A 12,980-nucleotide genomic window follows, 5' to 3' on the forward strand; every position below is an offset into this window, starting at 1 on the left:
TATTTATTGATTTTTCATTAAATAGGTGTTATTGTTAAAAATAATTTATTTTTATTTAACAATAATTGAAAATATTACTTTATAATGTTAAAAAAAAACATTTTTTTTTTTATCATGTTAAAAAATGTTAATATTGTATTAAAATAAACTATAAATACACATGAGAAAAAAAATGACTTCTTTGTCATTGTTAGCTTTTCTTGGGTTGAGTACAGCAGTATTTGCTCAAACAAAAGGAACAGTGAATGATGCAAATGGTTTTCCTGAAGCTGATATTGAAGTTTCAGTAAAAGGAACTGATAAGGTGGCTTATACAGATGAAAATGGAAACTTTGATATCGACGCAAAAGTTGGTGATGTTTTATTAATTAATGGGACAGAGTATATTGTTACAAATGCAAATTTAGGAGTATTAAAACCTAAAAAGACTGATACAGTAGATCTAGAAGAAACTGTTGTCACTGCTTTTGGAGTTCAGAAAAAAGAAACAGTAGTTGGTTCTATTGGTACTATAAAATCAGAAGACATAGAAAATAGACCAATTTCAAACGTTGCTAAAGTTTTAGATGGTTCTGTTTCTGGGGTGCAAGTTTCTACAGGTTCTGGACAACCAGGTTCTGGATTGAGTGTGCAAATTCGTGGTGTAAGTTCATATACATTGTCTTCTACTCCATTATATATTGTAGATGGTGCTGTATATACAGGGAGTTTACAGGATTTGAATCCAAATGATATTGAGTCTTTGACGGTATTGAAAGATGCTGCCTCAACATCATTATATGGTTCATCAGCTGCGAATGGTGTTGTTATGATTACATCTAAAAAAGGTAAGAAAGGTAAAGGGGCTTTTAGATTTTCTTCTAATACAGGAGTTGTCTCTAGAGCAATCCCTGAATACTCAAGAATTGGAGCTGAAGATTACTATGTGACAGCTTGGGAAGCTATGCGAAATGGAGTTTTAGGAACTACTAATAGTGCAACAAAACTACCTTACACATTAGCAGAGGCAAATGCTTATGCAAACTCTTCTTTAATTAAAGATAACTTAAAAAATAATATTTACGGAGTAGCTAATGATAAAGTTGTTGTAGATGGTAAATTGACAGATGCAGCAATGTTATACAACGACTTTGATTGGCAAGATTATATTTCAAGAATTGGTACTTTTCAAAAGTATGATGTAGATTATTCGGGAGCAACAGATAATACTTCTTATTATGCTGGTTTTGGGTACTCGAAAGAGACAGGTTATGTGATTAAGTCTGATTTTGAACGTTATACTGCTAAGACTAGTATTGATAGTCAAGTAACAGATTGGTTAAAATTAGGAACGAATTTATCTGGTAGTTTAGTGAAATCTACATTAGCAGATGACGGAGGTGGTTCGTCATATATTAATCCATTCTGGTTTACTCGTGCAATGGGGCCAATCTATTCTCCATTCTTATATGATGCAAATGGTAAAAGAGTTTATGATTCTTATGGAAATCCGTTATATGATGGAAATAATTCAAGAGGTAGAGGTGCATCAGCTAGTTCAGGACGTAATGTTTTACAAGAAACATTATTGAATAATAATAGACAAGATACTAATGCTATAAACTCTAGATTTTTTGCAGAATTTAAAATTATACAAGGGCTGACATTTACAACAAACTTAACATATGATGTAAGAAATTACACTTATAAAGAGTATGGTAATAAAGTAATTGGAGATGCAGCAGGAACAGCCTCTTTAGGATTAACAACTTATAAATATACAGGGGTTACTTGGAATCAATTATTAAACTATAAAAAATCAGTAGGGTTACATAATTTTGATGTTATTCTTGGTCATGAATCTTTTGATAGAAAAGTAGATTATGGTTATTTAAGAAAAATTGGAGAAACAGTTTCAGGAATTTATGAAATGTCAAACTTCTTGACACCAACGTCTTCATCTGGATATAATTATGTAATTAGAAAAGAAGGGTATTTTGCTCGATTAAATTATGATTTCAGTAACAAATATTTATTATCTGGATCTATACGTATAGATAAATCATCTAGATTCTCTGATCAAAATTATCAAGGAACTTTCTGGTCTGCAGCAGCAGGATGGAATATACATAAAGAAGCTTTCTTAGCTGGATCTTCTGTTGTTAATGAATTAAAATTAAGAGCTTCTTATGGGCAAGTTGGTAATGATGGAGGAATTGGTGCAGAGCCTGGTTATCAAGTGGATTTAGATCTTTATTCATTAGGTTACAACAATGGAGGTGAGTCGGGAGTTTATCTTGGTCAAGTAGGTAATCCTGATTTAACTTGGGAATCTAAAAATTCTTGGGATTTTGGATTAGATTTCTCTTTGTTTAAAAGAAGAGTATCAGGATCTATTGAATATTATCTTCAAGATATTAATGATATGATTTTTGCAGAACCAGTACCTAATTCTGCTGGGGTTCCAGGAAACTCTATTTATAGAAACATCGGAAAGATGCGTAATAGTGGTTTAGAACTTTCATTGAATTTAGGAATAGTTCGCAATGATAAATTTTCATGGGATTTAGGTTTGATTGCAGCACACAATAAAAATGAAATGATTAAAATGCCAAAAGGTAAAGATGATGCAATTATTACTGGTACAAAACGTATTGCTGAAGGTAGATCTTTATATGAGTTTTGGTTACGTCAATGGTACGGAGTAGACCCTACAGATGGGGCAGGGCTATTTATCCAAGATCCTGATAAAGCACCAGATGGAAACTCTAGAACTGTAAATGGAGTTTTAATGACTACTAATCATAATAATGCGTTGTACGCTTATTCAGGAACTTCTAATCCAGATATTTATGGTAGTATTACGAATACATTCAAGTTTGGTAATTTTGATTTATCTGTAATGTTAAACTATCAATTAGGAGGAAAAACGTATGATGCAAATTATGCTTCTTTGATGAATAGTTATGCACAAGGTCAAGCGCAACATGTTGATATGTTAAATGCATGGAAAAACCCAGGAGATATTACTGATGTTCCAATCTTAAGTTCTGCCAATGCTACTGCAGTAGGAGCAGCTTCGACAAGATGGTTAGTAAAATCTGATTATTTGAACATAAGAAATGCTCAAATCGGATATAACTTTGATAGAAAAGTATTAGATACGGTTGGATTAAAGAACTTTAGAGTTTATTTAGCAGGTGAAAATTTATATGCTTGGACAGCTAAAGAAGGTTTGGAACCAGCACAATCTTTCAATGGTACAACATCATATCGTTATACGCCTTCAAGAACTGTAAGTTTAGGAGTTAATGTATCATTCTAATCTAAAATTTAAAAAAAAAAATGAAAAAAATTAAAATTTTAATATCAGCATTAGTTGTATCGTCTCTGTTTTTTACTTCTTGTAATGATGACTTTTTAGATACAACACCATCTTCATCTGTAGGAGATAAAACTATTTATTCTTCGGCAGATAACTTAATGGCAGCTATTAACGGAATGCACCGTAATATGTATTACAGACAAAATTCTTCACAAGGTAATAATGGATATACAGCTCAATTAATTATTTCTGATGTGATGGGAGAAGATGTTGTATTTCCAAGTGTGGGTAATGGATGGTTTAGAGACGAAATTAGATGGATTACTCAAAATAATACAAGTTCAGGAACCGCTTCATATCCATGGACATTTTGGTATGGGATGATAAAAAATGCGAATAATATCATTACTTATGGACCAGCTGCTTCAGGAGATCCTTTGTTAAGAGATAAGGCTATTGGGGAAGCTTATGCATATAAAGCATTTGCTTATTTTCAGTTAGTACAAACATATGGTAAAAGATATGTTGCAGGAGACACTAATGCTAATGATGGAATTGTCTTAAGAGATGATCCTACAGAAGTGACACCTAAAGAAAGAGCAACTGTAGCAAAAACTTATGAAGCAATTTGGGAGAATCTTAATAAAGCTGAAACTTTATTAACAGGAAAAACAGCTGCAAATAAATCACATTTTTCTGTAGCAAATATTAAAGGTTTGAAAGCTCGTGTAGCATTAGTGCAACAAGATTATACTAAAGCGGCTCAATTTGCGAAAGAAGCAAGAGGGGTATTGACACTTATGACTCAAACTCAGTATAAAGCTGGTTTTAATGACTATACAAATCCAGAATGGATGTGGGGTGTGAAAATTATTTCTGATCAGACAGATTATTTTGGAAACTTCCATGCGTACATGTCAAGAAATTTTAACTCAACACAAATTAGAACAGCTCCTAAAGTAATGAATACGAAATTGTATAATGCATTTCCTTCTACTGATGTGAGAGTACAAGTTGTGGATCCGACAGGAAAACATACAAGTTTAGGTTTGCCATCAAATTATTCGTTATTTGCTTATACATCTCAAAAATTTCTATCAGAAAGTACTGCGTCTTCATTAGGCGATGTGCCATTTATGCGTGTGGCAGAAATGTATTTGATAGAAGCAGAAGCGTTATATAAATTAGGAAAAGAAACAGAATCTAAAGCAGTATTAACAACTTTAGTAAAGGCAAGAGATACATCTTTTACAACATTTACAACTACTGGGGATGCGTATTACCAACAAATTTTGTTGAATAGACGTTTAGAGTTGTGGGGAGAAGGATTTAGATTCTATGATTTAAAACGTTTAGGGCAAAAACTTGATCGTACTGGAGCAAATCATAATACAACTGTTATTAATAATGTGTATACAATTGAGGCATCAGACAATAGATGGCAGTGGGTAATTCCTCAAGCTGAGATAAACTCAAATCCATTATTAAAACAAAACCCATCATAACATTTTTAAAGTATAATTTATATCCTCATATAATTATATATTCAAATCAAGGTTTTCCATTAGGAAAACCTTGATTTTTTATATCCAAAAATCTCTATTATAATCTACTGAAAAATCATAACTTTGTACCTTGTAAAAATTAGATAAAAAATATATTAAAATACTATGAATCCATTAATTGAAGAATTGACTTGGAGAGGACTGGTTCACAATATTATGCCAGGGACAGAAGAACAACTAAATAAAGAAATGACTTCTGGTTATGTAGGTTTCGATCCTACGGCAGATTCTCTTCACGTTGGAAGTTTGGTTCCTATTTTCTTATTGGTTCATTTGCAACGTCACGGTCATCGTCCAATCGCCTTGGTTGGTGGTGCAACTGGTTTTATCGGTGATCCTACTGGTAAAGCAGCAGAGAGAAGTTTATTAGACGAAGATACATTGAATAAATATGTTGCTGGAATTAAAGCACAATTGTCTCGTTTCTTAGATTTTGATACGAATAATGGAAATTCAGCTTTATTGGTGAATAACTATGATTGGATGAAAGATTTTTCGTTCATCGATTTTGCACGTAATGTAGGAAAACACATTACGGTAAATTATATGATGGCGAAAGATTCTGTAAAATCTAGACTTTCTTCTGAATCGAATGTCGGAATGTCTTTCACAGAATTTACATATCAATTGATTCAAGGATACGATTATTTGCATTTGTACAAAGAATTAGGTGCAAAATTGCAAATGGGAGGTTCTGATCAATGGGGAAATATCACAACTGGAACAGAATTAATTCGTCGTACAGTACAAGGTGAAGCTTTTGCTTTTACTTGTCCATTAACAACTAAAGCGGACGGAACTAAATTTGGGAAATCAGAAGGTGGTGAAAATATTTGGTTAGATAAAAACCGTACTTCTCCTTATAAATTCTACCAATTTTGGTTAAATCAAGCGGATGCTGATGCTGAACGTTACATCAAAATTTATACGTTCTTAGAAAAAGAAGCGATTGATGATTTAATCGAGCGTCATCGTCAAGAGCCACATTTACGCGAATTACAACGTAAATTAGCAACTGAAATTACAATTTTAGTTCATGGTGTTGAAGAATTACGCAAAGCAGAAAAAGCATCTCAAGTTTTATTCGGAAAATCAACTTCAGAAGATTTGAAAGAATTAGATGGAGATACTTTCTTATCAGTTTTCGAAGGTGTGCCTCAAGCAACTATTGCAAAAGCTGATATCGAAGCTGGTTTGGATATTGTAACTGCTTTAGCTGAAAAATCAGGTTTCTTAAAATCAAATTCAGAAGCGCGTCGTGAATTAAAAGCAAACGCAATTTCTGTAAACAAAGAAAAAGTAGCGGAAGAATTTGTGTTAACAACAGAAAATTTAATTGCTGATAAATATGTTTTATTACAAAAAGGTAAAAAGAATTATTTCATCTTAATTGTTGAATAATTTTTTAGATAAAACATTTCCAAAATAGAAAGCAAGCTGAATTAAGCTTGCTTTTTGTTTTGAAAACTATTTTTTTATCTCAATTCTGAAAGATAATTTTTTATGGCTTCTGAAAGATTTCCGGTTGAATTTTCTAAAACGCGTAAAAAAGCACTTCCTATAATTGCTCCATTTGCGTAATTCCAAGCTTTTTCTACATCAGCCTTTGTCGAAATCCCAAATCCAATTTGATGTGGTTTTGTTAAGCCTAGATTTTTAACATTTGACAAAAAATCTTCATTATAATTAGATTCTGTTGCACCTGTAGTTGCAGAACTAGAAACAATATAAACAAATCCAGAAGTTGCATCATTAATCTCTTTGATGCGTTTTTCTGTTGTTAAAGGTGTAATTAGAAAAGTAACTTTTTGATCGTATTTCTCAAATAATTCTTTGTGTTGTGCCAAGTAAATTTCGTACGGCATATCAGGTAATATCAACCCTGAAACTCCACTTTCTTGACAATTTTGTAAGAATTTTTCTAATCCAAATGTCATCACTTGATTGTAGTAACCCATCAAAACAATTGGTGCAGAAATTTCATTTTGAACCGATTTTAATTGCTCAAACAAAATATCTAATGTCATTCCATTTGCTAAAGCTTTTTCGCTTGTAGCCTGTATTGTTGGACCATCAGCTAAAGGATCAGAATAAGGAATGCCGACTTCGATAATGTCAACATTATTTTGATCTAATTCTTTTAAAACAATAGGGGTATCCGATAAATTCGGATACCCAGCTGTTGTGTATATTGTAACGAGGTTTTTATTTTTTTGACTAAATAATTGCTCTAATTTGTTCATTTTTATTTTGCTTGTTTTAATAAGATTGTATAGACTGGAAAGTGGTCAGAATAACCGTTTGCACGATAAGTATCGCCGCTCCACATACGGTTAGGGAATCCTTTATACGCACCTTCTGTCGCTTTCAAATAATCTTTGTTGTAAATTTCAGTTTTGAAGATTTTATACGTTGAATAATCTTTATTTTTTGTAACCAATGATGAAGTTGAGATAAATTGATCAAATAGATTCCAAGCATCACGATAAGCTAAAGTACCAATACCTTTTTTGTATAAAGGTAACATAGGATCGTAATATCCGTTATCCGAAACTTTAGCAATTTCTCCAGCTGGATCAAATGTATTTTTAATACTTGGAGAAATAGGATCATCATTAAAATCACCCATTGCAATTACTTTTGCATTTGGATTTTTAGATTTTAACTCATCAAAAATTCCTTTCATCACCTTTGCTGCTTCCATACGAGCTGGCATCGAAACTTTTTCTCCTCCACTACGAGAAGGCCAGTGATTTACTAAAAAAGTGATTTCTTCACCGTCTAATAAACCTGTAACTTGTAGAATATCACGCGTATATTTTCGTTTACCTTCAGCATCATAATTGAAAATTGGATGAGGTCTTGCATCAATTACCTTGAAACGAGATTTTTGATACAATAAACCTGTATCAACTCCACGAGCATCAAACGAATTGAAATGAACAACACCATAATCGTATTTTTTCAAAGCAGAGCTTTTTGCTAAATCTTCTAAAGTTTCTCTTGTCTCGATCTCACAAATACCTACGATTACTGGAGCAGAGCCTGTAACATCTGCGCCTAATTCGCTAATAACTTTTGAAATATTATTGACTTTTTGGAAATATTTTTCTGTATTCCATCTTTTATTTCCGTTTGGTAAAAATTCTTCTTGAAGAATTAATGGACGGATAATTTTCTTTCCTTTTATATTTTCGTACGTATAACTTTGTTTGAATTCTTCTGTTTCGTACTTCGAAATGTCAGATTCAGCAATCTGAATGTGGTAATTTTTGTCATTAAAAGGTAAAGTTCCATTTACATATCCAACTGATTTTATGGTGTCAAAAAGATTTTCAACATTGTAAAAGGCCACGGTTGCACTACTATATTTTGTCTGACCCTTAACGTTTAATGTTAAAATAAAAGTAAAAATGATGAATAAAGTTAAAGATTTATTAATTTTAAACATATGTTATTAATTATGAATTTATTAAATTTGTTGTCCTATTTTTTCTGATGAAGGAAATAGATAGCTAATTTATAAATAAAAATTCGTTTGAATGAACAAATTATTGTTAAGTCTTTCAGTCTTTGCTGCAACTGTCGCTATGGCACAGGCGCAAACAAAGGTTACTGGGGTGGCGAAAAATGCTGCTACAGGTGAGGAGGTTTATAACCTCACTGTACGTTTGGACGGAGGAGCAGTAAGCGATGCTGCTATCACCGATCGTATAGGGTATTTTCAGTTTGTAGATATTCCAGATGGAATGTACAAATTACAAGTTTATGGCGTGGGCTACGACCCATATGAAAAAGAAATCACTGTAGCAGGACAAAAAGAGCTTGACTTAGGTGATATTAAATTAACATTTAATCCAAATACAGCAGAAGTTGGAATTATTACATTAACAGATGATGAATTATCTGATGATGAAAGTTCGACAGCTTCAAATTCAGGACTTTTACAATCTTCTCGCGATGTTTTTGCTCGCGTTTCTGCGTACGAATTAGGTTCGTATTGGTTTAAACCAAGAGGTTTAGATAACAAATATAATGACGTATTATTTAATGGAGTTCGTATGAACAAAATGGATAATGGTCGTGCAACTTTTAATAACTGGGGAGGTTTGAATGATGTAACTCGTCGTCCAGATGAGTTAACATACGGAATCGAACCATCTAATTATGCTTTTGGAGATCTAGGAGGTGTCACAAATTTTGATACTCGTCCTTCAACAATGCGTAAGGGAGTAAGTTTGGCTTATTCTAGTACAAATCGTTCATACAGAAATCGTGTAATGGCAACATACAATACAGGATTAATGGATAACGGTTGGGCATTTATGGTTTCAGGAAGTAGACGTTGGGCAGATGAAGGTATTATAGAAGGTACTTTTTATGATGCATATGCTTACTATTTAGGTGTTGAGAAAAAGTTTAATGAAAAACATACCTTAAACTTTACAAGTTTTGGTGCGCCAACTCGTCGTTCTACAGGTTCACCTAATACGCAAGAAGTTGTTGATTTAAAAGGTATTTACTATAATTCTTATTGGGGATGGCAAGATGGTGAAAAACGTAATGAACGTGTAAAGAAAACTTTTGAGCCTATTAATATGTTGACGCATCATTGGAATATTAATAATAAATCAAAATTAACGACAACTATTTCGTATCAATTTGGAAAAGAAAGTGGATCTCGTTTAGATTGGTTTAAAGCAAATAATCCTTCACCAACATATTACCGTAATATGCCGAGTTACTTAGCTTTTAATGGAGCGTCTGCTGATGCAATCGCAGAAAGAGAGCAATTATGGAGAAGTGGTCAAATCTCTCAGTTAGATTGGGCAAGTATGTATCGTGCGAATGAAAATAGTACGACAGGAAGAGCGGCTTATTGGTTAACTGCAGATGTTAATGAAGATAAAACAGCTACGGCTTATACTAATTTTCAAACAGAATTAACTTCAAATATAGATTTAACAATTGCTGCATCTTATCAAAATACAAAATCTAAATTGTATCGTGAGATTCAAGATTTATTAGGTGCACAATATGTATTAAATGTAGATGATTTTAATGTGACGACAAATTTACCTGTTAATCATTTTTATAATTTCAACTTATTGGATCCTGATTATGTTGCTAAGAAAGGAGATAAACAAGAGTATTACTACGAAATTAATCGTGATTATGCAGATTTATTCGCGCAGTCTAAAATTAAATCTAAATACTTAGATGTTACTATTGGGATGAAAGCTGCTTTAACGAAGTTTTACCGTGATGGAAAGTTCCAAAATGAAATGTATAAAGACAATTCTTATGGAAAGAGTAAAACATATGATTTTGTAGACTTTGGTGTAAAATCTAACTTTTTAGTAAAATTAGATGGACGTAACTTTATTCAAGCAAATGTAATGTATCAGACAGAAGCACCAACTTCTGATGAGATTTTTCCAAATGCACGTCTTAATGATGTAACTGTTAATGGAATTGAAAGTGCTAAAATATTTTCAAGTGATTTATCTTATATTTTAAGAGCTCCACGTATCAAAGCTCGTGCGACGGCTTTTTATACTAGAACAAAAGATGAGATAGAGAAGGCTTTTGGATATATTGATGGTGTTTCGGATCAAATTTTTGTTTCTGAGGTGATGACAGGTGTTGGAAAAGAATATTTAGGAACTGAGTTGGCTGTAGAAGCGCAAGTTTTACCAGTTCTTACAGTTTCTGCTGTAGCTGCTATTGGACAATATGTATACAAAGACAATTCTGATTATAACCTATATTCTGATGAATTCGGGATTAATGGAATTCCTTACAAAAATTATGGAACTGCTTATTTAGAAAACTATAAACTTGCTTCTGGACCTCAATCAGGATTTACTTTAGGTGCTGAGTATCGTGATCCTAAATTTTGGTGGGTTGGTGTTTCTGGAAACTATTTAATGAACAATTATGCAGACCCTGCTCCTTTTAGAAGAACAATTAATTTTATTACCCAAAACGGGGTTCCAGTTAACGGAGTAACAGAAGAAGGGTTGAAAGAAGTTTTGAAACAAGAGAAGTTTAGTGATGAGTTTATGTTGAATATCAATTTAGGGAAAACGTTCCGTATTGGTAAATATTCAGCAGGGATTTCAGGAACAGTAAATAATGTACTGAATAATAAAAACTATGTTACAGGAGGTTTTGAACAAATGCGTACAGGTAATTATAATAATGCAATTGATAAAAACTACCAACGTATGTTTGGTTCAAAAATGTTCTACGGAATGGGAACAACTTATTTCGCTAACATTTATTTCAGATTTTAATTTTATTAACAACGAACACAATTTAAAATGAATACAATATCAAAATTAACAATAGCTGGTGTTTTAAGCTTAGGTTTATTTACAGCGCAATCTTGTGTGCAAGATGATGATTATGCAACACCTCCAATTGAATGTAATTTACCAAGTCCTAATATTTCTTTGGCTGATTTAGTTTTTAAAGTAACTGCTGGATCTATAAAATTAGATGCTAATAAAGCAATAGCAGAAGATTTAATCGTACAAGCATATGTTATATCTAGTGACGAAACGGGGAATTTTTTCAAAACGATTTCTTTACAAGATAAAGTTGAGAACCCTACAACAGGTATCCAAATAGAAATTGACGGAAGTAATTTATATAATTCTTATCCATTGGGAGCGCAAGTACAAATTAATTTGAAAGGGTTAATAGTTGCGAATGATCGTGGAGTAATGAAAATAGGTTCTGTAGATCCACAATATACTGTTGGTCGTATTCCAAGTGCTGTCATGTCAACTTATATGGTTAAAACATGTGAAGCAATCCAAACGATTAAACCAAAAGTTGTTTCTTCATTAACAGATGCTTTAAAACCTGAAAATCTAAATACATTAGTAACGATAGAGGGAGTTCAATTCAGTGATCCTGATGGAGATAAAACGTATGGGGTTTCAGGTGCAACAGTGAATAGAGTGATTGTGGATAAAAAAGGAAAAGAAACAGATTTACGTAACTCTGGCTACGCAACATGGTATGCAGATGTTTTACCTAAAAAAAGCGGGTCTATTACAGTAGTAGTTTCTCGATACAATTCAACTTATCAAGTATTTATTCGCGATACAAATGATGTGAAGTTTGATCAACCTCGTTTTGATGTAGGTGGAGGCCAAAATCCAGGTGGAGGCAATAATTCCGAAGCAGCAAATTTATTGTTCAAAGGTTCTGATTTCAATGTTTGGGCTGACTTTTTATCTTCTATTAACTCTTTTGGCTTAGTGAAAGATACCTATGCAACTAGCGGAGTTGGTGTTGGTAGAGATAACACAAATGCATTACTTTTAAAAGGAACACCAAAAGCAAATGATTACGTATTTACAACTATTGTAAATAATACAATTCCTGCAACTCCAAAGAAAATTACATTTTATGTAAAAGGAACATCTGGGAAATCATTGTCACTAAATGTGTATAAATCTGATAAAAAATACGTAGTATATAATGTAGGAGATTTATCGAATTCAAATGTATCTTTATCACCAATTGATGCAAATCAATATACAGGTAAAATTGATACTAAAGGCGAATGGGTTCTTGTTACTCTAAATATTGAAGGAGTAGATATTCAAAAAACTGCTGGTGAAAATATTTTTGCACTAAAAGTAGGAAAAGATGAAGCTTATGATTTAGTTATCGATAATATCAAAATTGACTAATTAATCAGTTTAAATATTATAATAAAAAAGGCAACCAATTGGTTGCCTTTTTTGTTTTTATTAGGTTAATATATTCCTAAATATTCTTCATTTTTTAACGTGATTTCACTTTCTGAAATGTATAAAATTCAAATAAAAATTATCTGTTAATGAGTATCGATTTTAATTTTATAAAAAAAAATAAAAAAAAGATTTATTAACCCGTAGTGCATTTAGTTAATATTAATTTTTAAGTTGTTAATATTTCTATTTTGGTTTCTGTTTATTGTTTGAATAATAGTAAGCGTGAGGATTTTAGATAGTATCCTTGTTTTAAAGCCTAAAACGCTTTTAGCATAATGACGTCTAATCATGACCTGGTCACGGAGTACAAGAAATAACGTTTCTATCCTTTTTCTT

At 32.2% G+C, this 12,980-nt stretch carries 7 protein-coding genes and 1 pseudogene; 5 read left to right on the plus strand and 3 right to left on the minus strand.

Annotated features, from left to right (window positions below; translation table 11 throughout):
- The first annotated feature begins 160 nt into the window (after nt 1-160).
- From B4J88_RS14335 to tyrS, 3 genes are all read left to right on the plus strand, one after another.
- Nucleotides 161-3,304 carry a SusC/RagA family TonB-linked outer membrane protein gene (locus B4J88_RS14335; protein WP_291067917.1) on the plus strand — a complete coding sequence of 1,048 codons (3,144 nt, stop codon included), beginning with the start codon at nt 161-163 and terminating at the stop codon, nt 3,302-3,304.
- 20 nt (nt 3,305-3,324) lie between these two features.
- The gene (locus B4J88_RS14340; RefSeq protein WP_291067919.1) at nt 3,325-4,809 is read left to right on the plus strand and encodes a RagB/SusD family nutrient uptake outer membrane protein; all 1,485 of its coding nucleotides are present in this window, start codon (nt 3,325-3,327) and stop codon (nt 4,807-4,809) included.
- Between the two features lie 165 nt (nt 4,810-4,974).
- Nucleotides 4,975-6,270 carry a tyrosine--tRNA ligase gene (gene tyrS / locus B4J88_RS14345; protein WP_291067922.1) on the plus strand — a complete coding sequence of 432 codons (1,296 nt, stop codon included), beginning with the start codon at nt 4,975-4,977 and terminating at the stop codon, nt 6,268-6,270.
- A gap of 74 nt (nt 6,271-6,344) precedes the next feature.
- Here tyrS and trpA read toward each other — a convergent pair whose 3' ends face one another.
- Both trpA and B4J88_RS14355 read right to left on the minus strand, forming a co-directional pair.
- Complete coding sequence (gene trpA / locus B4J88_RS14350) at nt 6,345-7,112, minus strand: tryptophan synthase subunit alpha (protein ID WP_280037094.1); 768 nt, start codon at nt 7,110-7,112, stop codon at nt 6,345-6,347.
- Nucleotides 7,113-7,114: 2 nt separating this feature from the next.
- Complete coding sequence (locus tag B4J88_RS14355; RefSeq protein WP_291067925.1) at nt 7,115-8,224, minus strand: endonuclease; 1,110 nt, start codon at nt 8,222-8,224, stop codon at nt 7,115-7,117.
- Between the two features lie 187 nt (nt 8,225-8,411).
- Between B4J88_RS14355 and B4J88_RS14360 the strand changes: the two genes are divergently transcribed.
- Together B4J88_RS14360 and B4J88_RS14365 are read left to right on the plus strand one after the other, a co-directional pair.
- Nucleotides 8,412-11,168, plus strand: coding sequence for a carboxypeptidase regulatory-like domain-containing protein (locus B4J88_RS14360; protein WP_291067927.1), 2,757 nt, complete (start codon nt 8,412-8,414; stop codon nt 11,166-11,168).
- A 27-nt stretch (nt 11,169-11,195) separates the two neighbouring features.
- The gene (locus B4J88_RS14365) at nt 11,196-12,581 is read left to right on the plus strand and encodes a DUF5689 domain-containing protein (protein ID WP_291067929.1); all 1,386 of its coding nucleotides are present in this window, start codon (nt 11,196-11,198) and stop codon (nt 12,579-12,581) included.
- 212 nt (nt 12,582-12,793) lie between these two features.
- Here the strand turns inward: B4J88_RS14365 and B4J88_RS14370 are convergent.
- Nucleotides 12,794-12,980 (minus strand): annotated as a pseudogene (locus tag B4J88_RS14370) (IS982 family transposase); the annotation flags it as partial.

It is taken from the genome of Empedobacter sp. UBA5036 (assembly GCF_002415215.1).
Classification (GTDB): domain Bacteria; phylum Bacteroidota; class Bacteroidia; order Flavobacteriales; family Weeksellaceae; genus Empedobacter; species Empedobacter falsenii_B.

What these genes read in the sequence shown, in the direction of transcription:
- B4J88_RS14335 (WP_291067917.1), top strand. Translation starts at nt 161, where the DNA reads ATGAGAAAAAAAATGACTTCTTTGTCATTGTTAGCTTTTCTTGGGTTG.
- B4J88_RS14340 (WP_291067919.1), top strand. Translation starts at nt 3,325, where the DNA reads ATGAAAAAAATTAAAATTTTAATATCAGCATTAGTTGTATCGTCTCTG.
- tyrS (WP_291067922.1), top strand. Translation starts at nt 4,975, where the DNA reads ATGAATCCATTAATTGAAGAATTGACTTGGAGAGGACTGGTTCACAAT.
- trpA (WP_280037094.1), bottom strand. Translation starts at nt 7,112, where the DNA reads ATGAACAAATTAGAGCAATTATTTAGTCAAAAAAATAAAAACCTCGTT.
- B4J88_RS14360 (WP_291067927.1), top strand. Translation starts at nt 8,412, where the DNA reads ATGAACAAATTATTGTTAAGTCTTTCAGTCTTTGCTGCAACTGTCGCT.
- B4J88_RS14365 (WP_291067929.1), top strand. Translation starts at nt 11,196, where the DNA reads ATGAATACAATATCAAAATTAACAATAGCTGGTGTTTTAAGCTTAGGT.